Below are 16,404 nucleotides of genomic sequence, written 5' to 3'. Positions count from 1 at the left end.
TAGAACGCTCGAATAGGCTCACCATGGATCGTCTGAACGGCCTTCTGGCTTTCGCCCGCACCGCCGAGCTCGGCAGTTTCGTCACCGCTGGGCGGGCGCTCGGCATCTCCGCTTCCGCCGTCGGCAAGAGCGTCGCCAGGCTTGAGCAGGAGCTCGGCGTACGGCTCCTGCAACGCAGCACGCGGCGCATAGGCCTGACCGAGGAGGGCAAGCTGTTCAACGAGCGGGTGCGCCGTATCCTCGACGATATCGAAGACGCGGAGGCGATGCTGTCGCGTACACGCGAAACGCCGCATGGGCGGCTACGCATCTCGACCCCGATCGTCACCTATCATCTGCTTTTGCCGGTGCTGTCGGAATTCATGGCCCGCTACCCCGAGATCGAGCTCGATATCGATTTCAACGATCGCATCGTCGACGTCATAGAAGAGGGTATCGACGTCGCGATCAGAAGCGGCGAGCTGCCCGATTCACGATTGGTGTCGAGGCCGGTTGCGCCCTTTCGCATGATCCTGTGCGCGGCTCCTTCCTACCTTGATCGCCATGGCACCCCTCGCACGCCGGCGGATCTCGCGGCGCATTTCGGCATACACTTCCGCTTTCTCAACAGCGGCAGGCTGCTGCACTGGCCGTTCACTGCCGGGAGCGCCGCGCCGCAGATCCGCTCGATGCTGACCTGCAACAACATGGAAGCATTGAAGGGCGCCACGCTCGCCGGTCTCGGCATTGCCTGCATGCCCGATTTCCTGGTGCGCGAGGCGCTGCATGACGGAAAGCTGCGCACAGTGCTTGATGGCCATGTCGACGGCCGCGGCCAATTCCGCATGCTGTGGCCGTCCAATCGCCACCTTTCGCCGAAGGTCCGCGTCTTTGTCGATTTCCTCCCCGAGCGGCTTGCGGCCGGGCGATAAGTCTCAGCAGGCGGCTTGCGATCAGTAGATCGTGCGTCCGCCGGAGAGGTCGACTGGTCGCAGAGCCGCGACCTTGCTCAGCAGTGTCGAGATTTCGCGGCGGTTCAGCCGGCCTTTTCTTGCGACGGCAGTCCGAAGCCGCCGACAGGATGGGTCTCGACCTGGAATTCGAAGCCGGCGATGAAGGGACGCGCCTTGGCGATCGCGGCCTGGACCTCCGGCAATTGCAGCGAGGCCTTGTGGCTCGCCTGGTCGGTCCACACCTCGGTGACCCAGATCGCGTCGGCGTCGACCGGATCGATGGCGATGATGTAGCTCAGGCAGCCGGGGAGCGCGCCGGTGCTTTCGCGCAGCACATCCATGACCGCATCGCGCTGGCCGCGCGCCGCCCGCATCTTGCCGATCAGTCCGTACATGCCTTGATCTCCCTCCAGGTTGCAGGCTGCATCAAGTATGCAATCGCCAGCTCACGGCATCAACTGGCCGCCATTCACCTCGATCACCTGGCCGATGATATAGCCGCTCAACAGATCGGACGACAGGAACAGATAAGCGCCGACGCAATCCTGCGCCGTGCCGGCACGCCCTTGAGGAATGGTGGCGACCATGGCCTTGATCTGCTCGGCGTTCGAATAACGTTCGTGAAATGGCGTCAGGATAGTGCCCGGCGCCACCGCGTTGACGCGGATGCCGAAGCCGATCAGCTCCTTGGCCATGCCGCGTGTCACGTTGGAAACGAAGGCCTTGGATGAGCCATAGAGGCCGGCGCCGCCGCCGGCGCCGTTGCGGGCGGCGATCGAGGACGTGTTGATGATGAAGCCGCCCTGGCGCTTCAGCCACGCGATCGCCTTGCGCGAGGCGGTCAGCACCGAGCGGGCGTTGAGGTCCATGACCGCGTCGTAATGCACCTCGGTCTGGTCGGCATAGGCGACGCGGCCGAGCATGCCGCCGGCATTGTTGACCAGCCCGTCAAGCCGGCCGAAATGCTGGGCACTTTCCTCGACAACGCGTTCTACATCGGCGGCAATCGAGAAATCGCCCTGGGTCACAAACACCTCGCCGCCGTCGTCGCGGATGGATTTGGCCAGGCTTTCGGCGGCCTCGCGGCTCGCATTGTAGTGCAGCGCGACCCGGCATTTCTGCGCCGCGTAGGCACGGGCAAGTGCTGCGCCTATGCCGGTCGAAGCGCCGGTGACCAGCACCGCCTTGCCGGCAAGATCGGGGATGGCAAGTGTCGTCATGTCGGCTGGCCTCCAGGTTGGCGTCTTTCGTAGGCCATTGCCGGCCTGCCGTTCAAGTCCGAGCGTATTCAGGGTCTGAGATAGACATAGCCCTGGTGCTGCAGCTCGGCGAGCTTCACGACGCCGCCCTTCTCGGCGACCTCGAAGCCCGCCAGTAGGTCGGTCAGCGTGATGTCCATGCCGTGCAGGGTGTTGCCGCAAGCTTGCGGGACCAGTCCCTGCTGGACAAGGCCGGCAAAGCGGCTGGAAACCGCGCCGGAAGCGCCCTTGGACTTGAAGGCTGCGAGAGCCGGACCGTGCACCACAAGCACGATATCGACATTGCCGCCGGTGCCTTCATAGTGGTTCTTGATGTTGCCGAGGACGAAGTTGACCTTGTCGGCGTCGCTGAGGTGATAGACCACTTTCAGCCTTTCCTCAGTTGTTGCCGCATTTGCCCGGCTCAGGCTGAAAAGGCTTGCAGCGCCTGCAAGACCGGCGCGAAAAATATCGCGGCGCAGCATGGTATCCTCCCTTCACTCGCCCACTTGCGCAATTTCGCATGGTCCGGGCGGCACTCCTAGACTAGCATAATGCCAGTCCTGTAGGCGGGAGGAGGATCATATGACATCGTGGAGCGTGGTAGCGAGAACCGCGGCGGGCGCGGCGCTTTGCACTGCCCTTGCCATTTTTGCCGGGGCGGCGCGCGCCGACGACGCGCTCGGCCTTAAAGAACTCAGCTCCAACGGAGCCGACGCCTGCTTCGGCCGCGTCTACGATGCCGCTCATCTCAAGGCGCATCCGCAACAGAAGGTGGCGCGCATCTTCTTCTTCTACGGCCATGACCCGGTCAGCCGTCCGAACGAGGAGCCGGCCACCAACGCCGACAGCTCCTATAACGGCTTCCTCACCACCACCGTGCGCGGCGCCAAGGCGCCGGAATGGGCCAGCGGCTGGTGCAACAAGAACGACCCGAGCGATCCGTCGAGCGGCATCCGCTGCGGCATGGAATGCGACCGCACGCTGGCCTCGCTCAAGGTCGACGACAGGGGCCGGCTGATCCTCACCAACGTACAGCCTGACGTGTATCTTGACGCAGGCGCTGAGGAGGAGGACGGCAAGGCGAAATACAACGAGCAGGCGCTGGGCAGCGAGGACGACAATTTCAAGCTCGATCCCATGCCGGCCGAGACCTGCAAGGCAGAGTTCGCGCGAATCGATCCGATCGACCCGGCGCTTGGAGATCCGTTGCGTGTGCGGCTTAAGCCCGACCAGCCGTTCTGCTTCGGGCGCGATTACGACGACGCGCATCTGAAGTCGCATCCCAACCAACTGACGCAATCGATCCGCATCTTCCGCGGGTCGGTCGAGCTCGCCTCTTTTGCCGCAAGCGGGGATACCGCAAACTGGCCGGACGGGGCGGACATCGCCGTGTCGGTGACGACCAGGGGGAAGGGGGCCAAGGTCACGCAGACCTATTCCTGCCAGGGCGAGGCGGACCAGTGGCGCTGCTCGGCCAGCTCGAAGATGAGCGATTTTGCCTGCGACATCTCGCAGAAGGAGATTTTCCTCAAGCGTGGCGGCAACGGCATGATGATGCTGGCCAATCCCAACAATGCGATCGCGGTCCTCGATCTCTGCTCGAAGGCGGCGAATGGCAAGACCAGGTCCGACGACAAGGTCTATCGGCTGCAGCCGATGCCGCAGTCGGCCTGCGCGCCGTGAGGTTTGCCGATGATTGAAGAAACGCTTCCAACGGACTGGCACTGGCTCGATCAATTCATCGGGCCGCTCGGCGACGATTTTGTCGGGGCGGTATTGGAACGCCCAACGGAACAAATGCGTCCAGCTCTGGACGACATCTTCAATTAATCTTTTGCTTGAGGGATTGAAGCTCGACCTACGCGAAAGGCACCGCTGTCGTGCCCTTCGGCAGCTTTGCCTCGTCGTCCGGCTCGACATGGATGGTGACGCGCACCGAGGGAATCTCGGCCTTCAGCGCGTCCTCGATGCGGTCGCAGATGACATGGCTGGCGCCGACCGTCATGTCGGCATCGACGACCAGGTGGAACTCGATGAAGGTGGCGCGCCCGGCTATGCGCGTCTTGAGATCATGCACCTCCAGCGCGCCCTTCGAATTGGCCGAGATGATGTCGCGGATCTGCATGTTCTCCTGGCTGTCAACGGCGCGGTCCATCAGCCCGTTCATCGACGAGCCGATGACATGCCAGCCCTGCCACAGGATGTTGAGCGCGACGATCACGGCAAGCGCCGGGTCGAGGATCTGCCAGCCGGTGAGCACCGCGCCGACAAGGCCGGCAAAGACGCCGACGGAGGTCACCACGTCGGTCATGATGTGCTGACCGTCGGCGACAAGCGCCGGCGACCTCGCGTTCCGTCCGGCGCGGATCAGCGTCCAGGCCCAGATCGCGTTGATGATCGTCGCCACGCCGTTGACGGCAAGACCTTTCCAGGGCTGTTCGATCGGGGCCGGATGCTGCCAGGACCGCCAGACCTCGTTGAGGATGAGCAATGCCGCGACGACGATCAGCACCCCTTCGAGCACGGCCGAGAAATATTCGGCCTTGTGATGGCCGAAGGGATGGTCCTGGTCCGCGGGCTTGTAGCTGACCTGGATCGCCCAGAAGGCGGCCGCCGAAGCAATCACATTGACGATCGATTCCGCCGCGTCCGAATAGAGCGCGACCGAACCGGTGATGTACCAGGCGGCAAGCTTCAAGACCAGCACGACGCAGGCGACGAGGATCGACCAGAAGGCGAGCCTGGCAACCTTCTCCCGGCTCGCGGCTTTCGCCGCGGCCGCCGTCGTGTCCTGCGTTGCGGCCATGTTTCCTATGCGGCCTTTTCCTTGGCCTTGCGCGGCAGATGCGCGACGATGTTCTCGATGATGCGCATGCCGGCATTGTGACCGAGCGTCATGATCGATTCCGGATGGAATTGCACCGCCGCGATCGGCTCCTTGCGATGCTCGAAGGCCATGATGACGCCGTCCTCGGTCTCGGCGGTGACCACGAAGCCGTCTGGCAAGCGCACCGGATCGGCGAAGATCGAGTGATAGCGGCCGACGGTCACTTCCTTGGGCAGGCCAGAGAAGATGATGCCGGGCTTCGAAACGCGGATGCGCGACGGCTTCCCGTGCATCGGGATGTGCAATTGCCTGAGCTCGCCGCCATAGGCCTCGGCCAGCGCCTGCAGGCCGAGGCAGACGCCGAAGATCGGCAAGTCGCGGGCGCGCGCTCGTCTGATGGTGGCGGCGCAGTCGAAATCCTTCGGCGTGCCTGGGCCGGGCGACAGCACGACGAGGTCCGGCTTCAGCCGCTCGAAGACCTCCTCCGGCACCGGCGAGCGCACCGTGGAAACGTTGGCGCCGGTCTGGCGGAAGTAGTTCGCCAGCGTGTGGACGAAGGAGTCCTCATGGTCGACCAGCAGGATGTTGACGCCGTCGCCAACGCGCGCGGTGGTGCGCTCGGTTCCGGTGGCGTTGCCGGTCTTGGCGTCGCGGATGGCGGAGAGCATGGCGGATGCCTTCAATTCGGTTTCAGCTTCTTCTTCCTCGGGAACGCTGTCGAAGAGCAATGTGGCGCCGGCGCGCACCTCGGCGATGCCGTCCTTGATGCGGATGGTGCGCAGCGTCAGTCCGGTGTTCATGTCGCCGTTGAAATTGACCATGCCGATCGCCCCGCCATACCAGGCGCGCGGGCTCTTCTCGTTCTGCTCGATGAAGCGCATGGCCCACAGCTTCGGCGCGCCGGTGACGGTGACCGCCCAGGCGTGCGAGAGAAATGCGTCGAAAGCGTCCATGCCTTCGCGCAGCCGCCCCTCGATGTGGTCGACGGTGTGGATCAGGCGTGAATACATCTCGATCTGGCGGCGGCCGATGACGCGCACCGAGCCCGGCTCGCAGACGCGCGACTTGTCGTTGCGGTCGACGTCCGAGCACATGGTGAGCTCGGACTCGTCCTTCTTGGAGTTGAGCAGCTTCAGGATCTGCTCGCTGTCGGAAATGGCGTCGTCGCCGCGCTTGATGGTGCCCGAGATCGGGCAGGTCTCTACGCGGCGGCCGTTGACGCGCACGAACATCTCCGGCGAGGCGCCGATCAGATATTCGTTTTCGCCGAGATTGATGAAGAAGGAATAGGGTGAGGGATTGATCGATTTCAGCTTGCGCGAGATGTCGGAGGGCTGGGTCTCGCAGCGCTCGTAGAACATCTGGCCGGGCACGACCTCGAACAGGTCGCCGCGCTTGAAGCTCTCCATGGCGCGGCGCACCAGCTTGGCGTATTCGCCCGGCTCGTGGTCGCCGCGCGGCGGGATGCGATCGGCAGTCTTGAACGGCTCGGCATGGGCGTCGCGCGGCAAGCCTTCGGTCGAAAAACCGTCGCCGGAATAGTCGTAGCGGTCCGTCCAGGCCGCGGTCGAATAATGGTCGACGACGAGGATCTCGTCGGGCAGGAACAACACCAGGTCGCGCTGGCTTTCCCTGCGTTCGAGCTTGTGGTCGACAGGGTCGAACTGGAAGGCGAGGTCGTAGCCGAAGGCGCCGTAGAGGCCGAGATTGGCATCCTCGGAGGTCTTGAACAAAGCGGTGATGGCACGCAGCACGGTGAAGACCGATGGAACGCGGCTGCGCTCCTCCTCGGTGAAGACGCGGCCGGGCTTGGCGACATCGAGACGAATGAGCGTTTTCGAGGTCTCGGCGATCGTCACTTCGCTCAAGCCAGCCAGCGCCTTGCCGATCACCGGCAGCAACACTTCGCCGCGTTTGTTCAGCGCTTCGATGCGCATCGTGCGGCCGCGCGCCGAAATCACCAGCGGCGGATCGATGATGGCCGTATCCCAGCGCGTGTAGCGGCCCGGATATTCGTAATTGGAGGAGAACACCGCGCCGCGGCGGGAATTCAGGCCATCGACATAGGCATCGATCGCGCCTTCATAGGGCCGGTCGTGCCGCTCGCGGGTGATCGTCACGCCGCCCGCGGTGACGAAGCGCTCCGCCCCGTTGTCCAGAACCTTAGTCGTCATTGCCGTCTCCATCAGCGTTTTGGGCAACGGACCCGGGAATGGCTTGAAAAAACAAATGGCCGCCCGGACATTCCGTTGCGGCCACCCTCTCTTTACGCACGCGCGTTCGAACCGGCCGCTGTCAGCGAGCCCACCACCAAACGGTCTTGTTCGAACGCATGTTCATGCCGACTCCCATAGCGGCGAATGACTGGATCGGCAAGCGGAATCAGGGAACTCGTCGGACGAGGCAATCGCCTGCTGTGCGAGGTGCAAGAGAGCTTAAGCCGGCTTCGATATCTCGCGCTGCCGGCAGAGATGGGCGGTCGGCCGATCCTCGCGGTCGGACCAGCAATCGATCGCATGTGAGCTCATGAGGCATAAGTTTGATCAAAACATGAAAAGTTCGATGATCCGTCCTTGACATCTCAGCGCGTCCTGTAACGTTCGATGAATAGGTATGATCAAATCACCGAAGGGCCAACTGGAATGCCGCACGACGAAATCGATACTCAAAACGCGCTGCTCCTGGCCCGCCGCTTCTCGATGGCAGGGCGACGCGCGCTCGTCACCGGCGGCAGCATCAGCATCGGCCGCGAGATCGTCAGGGTTTTCGCGGAGGCCGGCGCCGATGTGGCCGTCCATTCCGCCCGCGCCGCCGACATTGCGTTCGGACAACCCGAGGCGGCCGCCGACGCGGTGCGCGAAGTCCGTGAAAAGGGCCGGCGAGGGGTCGCGATCGACGCCGATTTCGCCGAGCCCGGCGAGGCGACACGCTGCGTCCAGGATGCGATCAAGGCGCTCGGCGGCATCGACGTGCTCGTCGTCTGCGCCTCCATCCAGTACCGGACGCCTTTTCTCGAACTGCCGGCTGATCAGGTCGAGCGCCAGATCCAGATCAATTTCAGGGCGACGATCGAACTCTTCCAGGCTGCGCTGCCCGCTATGAAGGACAATGGCTGGGGCCGGGTGCTGACGATTGGAAGCATCAACCAGACCCGCCCCGAATCCGACCTTGCCGTCTATGCTGCGCTGAAGAGCGCGCAGCACAATCTGTCATTCAATCTCGCCAAGGACTACGCACCGCACGGCGTGACGATCAACAATCTGTCGCCGGGCCTTGTCATCACCGAGCGCAATCGCTGGCGGCGCCAGGATGCGGCAAAGTGGGCGGATATCCAGAAGAATTCAGCGCCGATACAGCGGGCGGGGGAGGCAAGCGAGATGGCTGGAGCGGCACTGCTTCTGTGCTCCGATGCCGGCAGTTTCATCACCGGCATCGATCTGCAGGCGACTGGAGGACGTCACCTCGGCTGGCAATAGCGGCGCGTTTCCGAGTCCGGAGCAGTTGATCGTTTCGTGGAACGCCAAACTGCTCTGACCATTGTTTTTGTGCAATTCCCGACGGAAAACAGCCGCGCACCTTTCCTGGAATTGCTTTAGCCGGCGAACATCAGTTCCGGCAGGCCCGCCACGCCGGCGTCGATCGCCAGCAGGGATCCGGCAAGTGGCTGTTCCGCTCGTTCCATCTCATTCAGCGTCTGGGTCGCGGTGGTCACATAAAGGGTTCGCAGTCCCTCGCCGCCGAAGGCGCATGACGTCGGCTGGCTGACCGGCAGTTGCACCAGCCTGTCGAGCGTGCCGTCGGGCGCGAAGCGTGCGAGGGCGCCGCCCTGGTAACGTGCATTCCACAGGAAGCCCTCCGCATCGACCGTCGCACCATCGGGCCGGCCCGGCGCCGCCTGCGCGGCGACGAACTTCGACCATTGGCCGACGCGCCCATCGGCCGGATCGAAGTCCGCGCGCTCGATGTCGCCCTTCCTGGTATCGGCGAAGTAGAGCGTGCGTCCATCCGGGCTGAAAGCGAGCGCATTGGGCACGGCGATCCGCTCGCGGAGCAGAGTCGGGCGCCCTGTCGCGTCGACCCGGTACAGCGCGCCCGATGGATGCAATCCGTAGTCCCACATGCTGCCGCAGATTATGCCGCCGGCGGGATCGCACTTCATGTCGTTCAGGCGATGTTGCGGCGGCCCGTATTCGACCGTGGTCAGCGGGGTGAGCCGGCCGCTGTCCGGATCGAAAAGGCGAAGGCCCTGGCCGAGCGCGACGACCACGCCGCCCGTCGCCCGCGGCACGACGGAGCCGATCACGTCGGGCATCGGCCATGAGGTCACGCTCCCGCTTTCCGGCTGCAGCCTATGCAGGCAAGGGCGGCGCAGATCGATCCAGAAGAACTCGCCGGTATGCGGATGCCAGGTCGGCGCTTCGCCCAGCGTGTCGCCCGTCTTCGCGGCGACGTCGAACTCTATGGCGACAGTCATTGCAGGCCGATGTCTGGCTTAGGATTGACGGCGATCCTGTCCAGAAGGTCATGCTTAGCCTTCTCGATATGCGCTCCCATCAGCAAGGCGGCCGAGCCCGCATCCTGGCGCTCGATGGCGTGGATGATGTGGCGGTGGTCGTCGATGACGCCGTGGAAGCGCGCCTCGTCATAGCCGTAGCGCTGCCAGATCGCCGCCACCAGGAGCCAGTTGCGATCCACCATCGACAGGGCGCCGGGATTGCCGGCGGCTTCATTGATGACGCCGTGGAAGATGTTGTTAGCATGGGGGACGGCAAGAAAGTCCTCGCTCGCCACACGTGCCTCCAGCAATTCCTCGGCTGCTTTCAAGTCGCGCAAATGCTCGGCGGTGCGGCGCTCGCTGGCGCGCCGCGCAAGCATGGTCTCGATGGCGCTGCGGATGTCGAAAAGGTCCACAACGAAGGACATGTGGACGGTTCTGACGCGGGCGCCGCGATTTGGCTCCAGCACCACCAGACCGGTGCCGCTCAGCGCGCGCAGTGCCTCGCGCACGGGCATGTGGCTCACGCCGTAGCGGCTCGCCAACTCATCGATCCTCAGCCGCGAACCGAACGGAATGACTCCGGAGATGATGTCGTCACGAAGCAGTTTTTGAACGTCGGGAATCCGCGCCATATGTCCCCGCTACCCGGATTTGAGCAAATATTGCTCGCACGGTCGTCAAGAGAAGTCAATTTTGCCCTTGCCAACGGAACATTTGATCAAATATGAGATTTGCCAACAGATCGCCCCGAGCGACATTATGGAAACGCCAGATGCCTTCATTTGCCTCCGATAACGGGGAAATCGATCGCCTGCCGTCCTTTTGCGGTTTCAAGCGGGCCGATGGCAGCGCCGGAATCCGCAATCACGTGCTCATCCTGTGCATCAACGGGCTTGCGCTGCGGGTCAGCGAGCGGATCGCCGCCAGCCTGGAGGGCGCGCTCTTGGCGGCCACGAGCGGCGGCAGGGGCCATGTCGAACCGGATCTCGGATTGCACGTTGATCAACTTGTCGGCCTTGGCCGCAACCCCAACGTGGGCGCGGTGCTGGTCGTTGGTGTCGACGCGGCGACGACCGCGGTGGTTTCGGCCCGCATCTCAAAGAGCGGCAAGCCGGCCGCCAGCGTCTCCTTCGCCGAGCAGGAGGAAGACATGCTTTCGGTCCTGGAGCAGGGCATCAGGCGAGGTGCCGCGCTGCTGCGCGAGGCCTCCCGCGCCCGTCGCGAAACTCTGCCGGGAACAAAACTGGTCGTTGGCGTCGAATGCGGTCATTCCGACGCAACCTCCGGTCTGATCAGCAATCCGGTCGTCGGCGCCGTGGTCGATCTCCTGGTGTCGCATGGCGCGACCGTCATTGCCGGCGAGACCGTCGAGTGGCTGGGTGCCGAGCACATCCTGGCCGGTCGCGCCCGCGATCCGTCGATCGCGCAGGAAATCCTGCGGGCGGTGGAGCGCAGGGAAAGCTTTGCCAGCTCGTCGGGCCGCAGCCTGACCGGCAACAATCCCGGCGAGGAAAATATTCGGGGCGGGCTGAGCACGATCGAGGAAAAATCGCTCGGGGCGGTGGCAAAGACAGGGAGCTGCCGCATCGACGGGATGCTAGCCGTCGCCGAGCCACCGGCCACCGGCGGGCTCTATCTGATGGACGGCCCGTCCTTCTCGCCGGAATCGATGACCGGCTTCACCGCGGCCGGCGCCCAGCTCATGCTGTTCACGACCGGGCCCGGCAACAGCACGGCGAGCGCGCTCGCGCCGACAATCAAGATCACGGCCAGGCGCGAGACCGCGCGCCGGCTTCTCGAGCAGATCGATTTCGACGCCAGCCCGGTCTCGGAAGGAACCGAGACAATAGACGAGGCCGCTCGACGGCTGCTCGCAACGATATTCAATGTCGCCGGCGGCACGCTCACCTTCGGCGAGATATTGGGAGAGGGACTGGAAGTTCCGACCCGGATACGGGGTTCGCTTTGAGCGTGGTCTCCTCAACAAACGCGAAAGCGGCCGGCCCCACGCGGCTGGGCGGAGTGTTGGTCTATCTGCGCACGATGGCACTGTTCGTGCTTGCTTGGTACGCCGGATCGCTGCTCGTGCCGTCGAAACTCCTGCTGCCGTCGCCGCTGGCCGTCGCTGCGGCGCTTCGTGACACCGCGCTCAACGGCGAGTTGTTCGGCAATGCGCTGATCAGCCTGGCAAGGCTTTCCGCCAGCATGCTGGCCGCGGTCGTCATTGCCGTGCCGCTCGGTCTGCTGATGGGCCGAAGCCGCCTGTGGAACGACCTGCTCGAACTGCCAGTCGAGATGCTGCGGCCGATCGCCGGCATCGCGTGGATACCGCTTGCGCTCTATCTCTTCGGCATCGGCCATCGGCTGCCGCTGTTCATCATGTTCTACACGGCGTTCTTTCCGTTGCTGGTCGGTACCGCCGCGGGCGCCGCCGCCGTCGACAGGCGCCTCATCGCCGCTGCGCGCACGATGGGCCTGTCCAGGTCGACGATCATGCGGCGCGTCATCGTGCCGGCGGCGCTGCCGGCGATCCTTGTTTCGGCTCGGCTTGCGGTGGCGGCGTCCTGGACCGCCGTCGTCGCCGCCGAGCTGGTCGGCGCGCCGAACGGACTGGGCTATGCGATCGAGTATTATCGCAGCATGTTGTCCACACCGACGGTGATGGCCTTCATCGTTACGATTGGCCTGCTCGGCTTCCTGACCGACAAGGGCCTGCGCCAGCTTTCGAGGGTCCTGACCCCGTGGGCGCAGACCGGAGCGGCGCAATGAAACGCGTGGCGCTCCGCCTCCTCGTTCCGGTGCTGCTCCTTGTGGGCTGGCAGCTTCTCGCTTCGGGCTCGGTCCAGGCGCCGCGCCCCAGCACCGTGCTCGAAGCCGCGATCGCCATGGTGCGGACGGGCGATCTCCTCTCCGGCCTCGCCACCAGTCTCGGACGCGTCTTTGCAGGCTTTGCGATAGCCGCGTGCCTGGCAGTTCCACTCGGCATCGCCATGGGCAGCATGCCGACGGTCGAGCGCAATCTCGATCCTCTGGTGGAGACGTTCCGCCCGATCGCGGCCCTCGCCATCCTGCCGCTCGTCATCCTCTGGCTGGGCTCGGGCTCGGGCGCCGCTGTCGCGATCGTCGCCTATGCCGCCTTTTTCCCGATCCTGATCAACGCCATCGCGGGCGTGAAGCGCATCGAACCCAGCCTGATGCGCGCAGCGCTCACCATGGGGCTCACGCCGCTCACCCGCATGCGCGTGGTGCTGCTGCCGGCGGCCTTGCCGTCGATCCTCGTCGGCATGCGCATCGGATTGGGGATTGCCTGGACGGCAATCATAGCCGCCGAGCTTGCGGTCGGTGCCAAGTCCGGCAGCAGCGGCGGCATCGGCCAGATGATGTTCGTCTTCTACGCCTACTCGATCGATCTGAACGGCATGGTCGTCTGCATGATCGCGGTCGGCATCGTCGCCTTCACCCTCGACCGCGCCTTGCGCTGGGCACTCGCCATCACCGTACCGTGGAGCCGGATATGAGCACGCCGAAAATCCGGCTCGATGCGGTCAGCAAGTTCTTCGGCGGCTCGGTCGTCGCCGTCGAGAAGCTGTCGCTGGACATCAGGGATGGCGAGTTCCTCGCCATCGTCGGACCCTCGGGCTGCGGCAAGACGACGGTCCTCAACATGCTGGCCGGCCTCGAGCCTGCGACGTCCGGCACCATGATGCTGAACGGCAAGCCGATCGAAGGACCAGGCGCCGAGCGCGGCGTGATGTTCCAGGACTACGCGCTGTTTCCGTGGCGCACGGTGCGTGGCAATGTCGAGTTCGGACTGGTCTACGGGCCGGCCGGGCAGGGGCTTTCGCCGGCCGAGCGCACCGAGCGCGTGGAGCGCACCATCGAGATGGTAGGGCTCACGGGCTCGCAGGAGAAATATCCGCACCAGCTCTCGGGCGGCATGCGCCAGCGCGTCGCGCTGGCGCGGCTGATGGCGAACGAGCCGGAGATCCTTTTGATGGACGAGCCGCTGGCCGCGCTCGACGCGCAGACACGCGTGATCCTGCAGGACGAATTGCTGCGGATCTGGGGGCAGGACCGCCCGGCGCCGGAACGGCGCACGGTCGTTTTCATAACCCATGCCATCGACGAGGCCGTGTTCCTGGCCGATCGGGTGGCGGTGCTGAGCAGCCATCCCGGCCGGCTGAAGCAGATCGTCGACATCAACCTGCCGAGGCCGCGTGGCGACGCGACCCGCCGCTCAGGCGAGTTCGCCAGGCTTTGCCAGTCGATCTGGGAGCTGATCCGCGAAGAAGCATATCGCGCAACGATGAACTGACACGACAGGACGGAGGAATGTCATGACAAGATTTACGCAGAGCATTTTCACCCGGCGCATGTTCCTTGCGGGCGCCGCCGCGGGCGCCTTGGCCATGCCCGCGATCGTGCGGGCGCAGGACCGCAAGGCGGCGAAAGTGTCGATCGGCCGCCAGCCCTACGCCGCCGGCAACTCGCCGCTGACACAGCGCATGATCAACGAGAAGCTGCTGGAGAAGGCGGTGGCCGAACTCGGCTATGACCTGACGGTCGACTGGCGCGACTATCCTTCAGCCCTGCCCATGGTCGAGGCCTTCGTCTCAGGCGATCTCGACATCGGCATGTGGGGCAACACGCCGATCGTGCGCCTGCTGTCGCAGGCGCAGCCGATAAACATCCTGACCGTGGGCGAAGGCCACATGCGCATGGTGCTCGCGACCCGCAAGGGTTCGCCGATCAGGAACATCGAGGACCTGAAGGGCAAGACCGTCGGCGCGCTGGTCGGCGGCGACCCCTACAACGCGCTCTCGCAGATGCTGCTGCAGGAACTGGGCGACGCCGATCCGCGCGCGTTCAACATCAACATCGTCAACACGCCGACGCAGGCGGTGGCCGCATCCCTGCCGCAAGGCATGGACGCGTCGGTCGTGATCTACCCGGCCTTCCTGAAGGCCAATGCCGAGACCGGGCTGACGGGCATCATGAATTCCTTCGGCTACACCGAGGCCGGCTACAGCGGACCGGCGGGCGAGGGCGAAGGGCACTTGCTGCCGGGCGTCAAGAAGTCGAAATTCTACCCCGACGGCTACTATCTGCACCGTTCCTTCTGGATCTGCAGCGACCGCATCGTCGGCGATGACGCGCCGATCGGCCAAGCCTTCCTGGTCGCCGCTCAGCGGGCGCTGGCGGAACTGCAGAAAATCGATCCGAAGGACATTTCGCAATCAGTCAACAAATATTGGGGGCTCGATCCCACGCTTGGCGCCAAGGTCATCGGCGACGAAGTGCTTTTCCAGCGCGGCTGGATCTGGCCGACGGAAGGCGATGCGGCCGCGGTCAGCCAGATCTCCCAGTTCATGGTTGCGGGCAAGATGATCCCCGAGGCGCTGAGCTGGGATCAGGTCAAGGCGGCCTTCGGCAAGGCGGCTCCGCTGCTGCAGAAGGCCTATGAGGGGACCGGCAAGGTGCCGGACGAGAGCGGCTTCACCGACAAGAGCGCCAAGGACCTGCGTGGCCTGCCGGCCTGGCAGCTCGACCAGTGGAAAGCGCCCTCCTGAGGCGCGTCCCCAGAGCCCCATCCCGGGGAGATCGGGATGGAGTTCTGTCTACCTGCTTGAGCATGATCTTTTCCAAAAACCGGACTCCGCTTTTGGGATCATGCCGTGACGTTAGTGAAGGAAAGCATTGATGACCGAAATAGGTTTTGTCGGGCTTGGAACCATGGGCGCTCCGATGGCCCGCAACGTCCTCAAGGCGGGATTTGGGCTCACCGTGTTCGATCTCAATCCGGCGTCGGTGGCGAAGCTCGTGGACGCGGGCGCCCGGGCGGCGGCGTCGCCGCGTGAGGTGGCCGAGCGATCGGACGTGGTCATCACGATGCTGCCGGACGCGCCCGACGTCGAGGCGGCCGTGCTCGGCGACGACGGCATCGGTCATGGGCTGAAATCCGGCAGCCTCTATGTCGACATGAGCACGATCGACCCGCAGACCACGCAACGGGTCGGGGCGTGGCTCGCCGCGCGCGGCGTCGACATGATCGACAGCCCGGTGGGCAAGACCGTCGAGCACGCGATTGCCGGCACGTCGACGCTGATGATCGGCGGCGATGCCGCGGTGCTGGAGCGCGCCCGTCCCATCCTGTCGGCGATGGGCACGGACCTCATCCATTGCGGCGCGCTCGGCATGGGTCAGGCCATGAAGCTCACCAACAATCTTCTGGCCAGCGTGCTGATCACCGCCAGCTCGGAGGCGCTGGTCGCCGGCGCCAAGGCCGGGCTGACGCTCGACACGATGATCAGCGTGCTGAAGACGACGATGGCCTGGAACCAGCAGCTCGCGGTCGCCATGCACAACCGCGCGCTCAAGGGCGACTTCGAACCAGGCTTCATGATCAAGCTGGCCCATAAGGACTGCCGCCTGGCGCTGGCGATGAACCAGGCGCTCGGCCTGGAAGCGCCGGTTGGCGCCGCCACGCTTGCGGTGCTTGCGGAGACGATGGACGCCGGCATGGCCGGCAAGGATGTCGGCGCGGTGCTGAAACTCAGGGAAGACGCGGCCGGCGTGCAGGTTCGGCTGGCAAGCGCATGACGGTGTCGGGCGCCATCGTGCTGCATGCGGACGACGATGTCGCGGTGCTGGTCGGGCCGGTCGAAGCAGGGGCTAGCGTTGCGACGCGCGGGGCCCGCGAAGGGCTCTTGCTCACGGCCGGCGCATCGCTCGATGCCGGGCACAAACTGGCGCTGCGCGATCTGCCGGCCGGTGCCAGTATCCGCAAATACGGCGAAGTCATCGGCCGGCTGACGGCGCCCGTCGCCGCCGGCGACCATGTCCATGTGCACAATCTGGAAAGCCTGCGCGGCCTTTGATCCGAGGCTTCCCGTCGACGGATGAGGG

At 64.7% G+C, this 16,404-nt stretch carries 18 protein-coding genes; 11 read left to right on the top strand and 7 right to left on the bottom strand.

Going from position 1 to position 16,404, the window contains the following annotated elements; translation table 11 throughout:
* The first annotated feature begins 23 nt into the window (after positions 1-23).
* Positions 24-911: a LysR family transcriptional regulator gene (locus YU3_RS0104010; protein ID WP_027165033.1), complete on the top strand. Its 888-nt coding sequence runs from the start codon at positions 24-26 to the stop codon at positions 909-911.
* A gap of 104 nt (positions 912-1,015) precedes the next feature.
* Here YU3_RS0104010 and YU3_RS0104005 read toward each other — a convergent pair whose 3' ends face one another.
* The 3 genes from YU3_RS0104005 to YU3_RS0103995 all read right to left on the bottom strand — a co-directional run bounded on the left by YU3_RS0104005 (position 1,016) and on the right by YU3_RS0103995 (position 2,655).
* Positions 1,016-1,327, bottom strand: coding sequence for a putative quinol monooxygenase (locus YU3_RS0104005; protein WP_027165032.1), 312 nt, complete (start codon positions 1,325-1,327; stop codon positions 1,016-1,018).
* 51 nt (positions 1,328-1,378) lie between these two features.
* Positions 1,379-2,152: an SDR family oxidoreductase gene (locus YU3_RS0104000; protein WP_027165031.1), complete on the bottom strand. Its 774-nt coding sequence runs from the start codon at positions 2,150-2,152 to the stop codon at positions 1,379-1,381.
* Between the two features lie 68 nt (positions 2,153-2,220).
* Positions 2,221-2,655: a DsrE family protein gene (locus YU3_RS0103995; protein WP_027165030.1), complete on the bottom strand. Its 435-nt coding sequence runs from the start codon at positions 2,653-2,655 to the stop codon at positions 2,221-2,223.
* Between the two features lie 100 nt (positions 2,656-2,755).
* Between YU3_RS0103995 and YU3_RS0103990 the strand changes: the two genes are divergently transcribed.
* Entirely contained in the window at positions 2,756-3,856 is a 1,101-nt protein-coding gene (locus YU3_RS0103990) for a hypothetical protein (protein ID WP_027165029.1), read from the top strand.
* Between the two features lie 9 nt (positions 3,857-3,865).
* Positions 3,866-4,003: a hypothetical protein gene (locus YU3_RS40370; protein ID WP_156913345.1), complete on the top strand. Its 138-nt coding sequence runs from the start codon at positions 3,866-3,868 to the stop codon at positions 4,001-4,003.
* A 28-nt stretch (positions 4,004-4,031) separates the two neighbouring features.
* Here YU3_RS40370 and YU3_RS0103980 read toward each other — a convergent pair whose 3' ends face one another.
* Positions 4,032-4,979: a cation diffusion facilitator family transporter gene (locus tag YU3_RS0103980; RefSeq protein WP_027165028.1), complete on the bottom strand. Its 948-nt coding sequence runs from the start codon at positions 4,977-4,979 to the stop codon at positions 4,032-4,034.
* 5 nt (positions 4,980-4,984) lie between these two features.
* Positions 4,985-7,174 (bottom strand): anthranilate synthase, encoded by a 2,190-nt coding sequence (locus YU3_RS0103975; protein WP_027165027.1) that lies wholly within the window; start codon positions 7,172-7,174, stop codon positions 4,985-4,987.
* A gap of 468 nt (positions 7,175-7,642) precedes the next feature.
* Here YU3_RS0103975 and YU3_RS0103970 point away from each other — a divergent pair, with 468 nt between their 5' ends.
* On the top strand, positions 7,643-8,476 hold the full coding sequence (locus YU3_RS0103970; protein WP_051333844.1) for an SDR family oxidoreductase: 834 nt from the start codon (positions 7,643-7,645) through the stop codon (positions 8,474-8,476).
* Between the two features lie 116 nt (positions 8,477-8,592).
* Here the strand turns inward: YU3_RS0103970 and YU3_RS0103965 are convergent, their stop codons facing one another.
* Both YU3_RS0103965 and YU3_RS38565 read right to left on the bottom strand, forming a co-directional pair.
* A complete protein-coding gene (locus YU3_RS0103965; protein WP_027165025.1) occupies positions 8,593-9,474 on the bottom strand; it encodes an SMP-30/gluconolactonase/LRE family protein in 882 nt (293 codons plus the stop codon).
* On the bottom strand, positions 9,471-10,130 hold the full coding sequence (locus tag YU3_RS38565; protein WP_051333843.1) for a GntR family transcriptional regulator: 660 nt from the start codon (positions 10,128-10,130) through the stop codon (positions 9,471-9,473). Before YU3_RS38565 ends, YU3_RS0103965 begins: the two co-directional genes overlap by 4 nt.
* A 140-nt stretch (positions 10,131-10,270) precedes the next feature.
* On the opposite strand from YU3_RS38565, the gene YU3_RS35980 reads away from it, so the two are divergent.
* The 7 genes from YU3_RS35980 (at position 10,271) to YU3_RS0103925 (ending at position 16,376) form a co-directional block, all read left to right on the top strand.
* A complete protein-coding gene (locus tag YU3_RS35980; RefSeq protein ID WP_051333842.1) occupies positions 10,271-11,467 on the top strand; it encodes a UxaA family hydrolase in 1,197 nt (398 codons plus the stop codon).
* A 53-nt stretch (positions 11,468-11,520) separates the two neighbouring features.
* Entirely contained in the window at positions 11,521-12,267 is a 747-nt protein-coding gene (locus YU3_RS35975) for an ABC transporter permease (RefSeq protein ID WP_156913343.1), read from the top strand.
* The gene (locus tag YU3_RS35970) at positions 12,264-13,016 is read left to right on the top strand and encodes an ABC transporter permease (RefSeq protein ID WP_156913342.1); all 753 of its coding nucleotides are present in this window, start codon (positions 12,264-12,266) and stop codon (positions 13,014-13,016) included. The genes YU3_RS35975 and YU3_RS35970 overlap by 4 nt, the downstream gene beginning before the upstream one ends.
* Complete coding sequence (locus YU3_RS0103940) at positions 13,013-13,813, top strand: ABC transporter ATP-binding protein (protein ID WP_027165024.1); 801 nt, start codon at positions 13,013-13,015, stop codon at positions 13,811-13,813. Before YU3_RS35970 ends, YU3_RS0103940 begins: the two co-directional genes overlap by 4 nt.
* A 22-nt stretch (positions 13,814-13,835) precedes the next feature.
* The gene (locus tag YU3_RS38560) at positions 13,836-15,068 is read left to right on the top strand and encodes a PhnD/SsuA/transferrin family substrate-binding protein (RefSeq protein WP_027165023.1); all 1,233 of its coding nucleotides are present in this window, start codon (positions 13,836-13,838) and stop codon (positions 15,066-15,068) included.
* 130 nt (positions 15,069-15,198) lie between these two features.
* A complete protein-coding gene (locus YU3_RS0103930; RefSeq protein ID WP_027165022.1) occupies positions 15,199-16,098 on the top strand; it encodes an NAD(P)-dependent oxidoreductase in 900 nt (299 codons plus the stop codon).
* Positions 16,095-16,376, top strand: coding sequence for a UxaA family hydrolase (locus YU3_RS0103925; RefSeq protein ID WP_027165021.1), 282 nt, complete (start codon positions 16,095-16,097; stop codon positions 16,374-16,376). The genes YU3_RS0103930 and YU3_RS0103925 overlap by 4 nt, the downstream gene beginning before the upstream one ends.
* Positions 16,377-16,404 lie beyond the last annotated feature (28 nt).

Origin of the sequence: Mesorhizobium sp. WSM3224 (genome assembly GCF_000427725.1) — a bacterium.
Classification (GTDB): domain Bacteria; phylum Pseudomonadota; class Alphaproteobacteria; order Rhizobiales; family Rhizobiaceae; genus Mesorhizobium.
The sequence above is the reverse complement of the archived record's forward strand: the minus strand, read 5'-3'. Positions and strand labels throughout refer to the sequence as shown.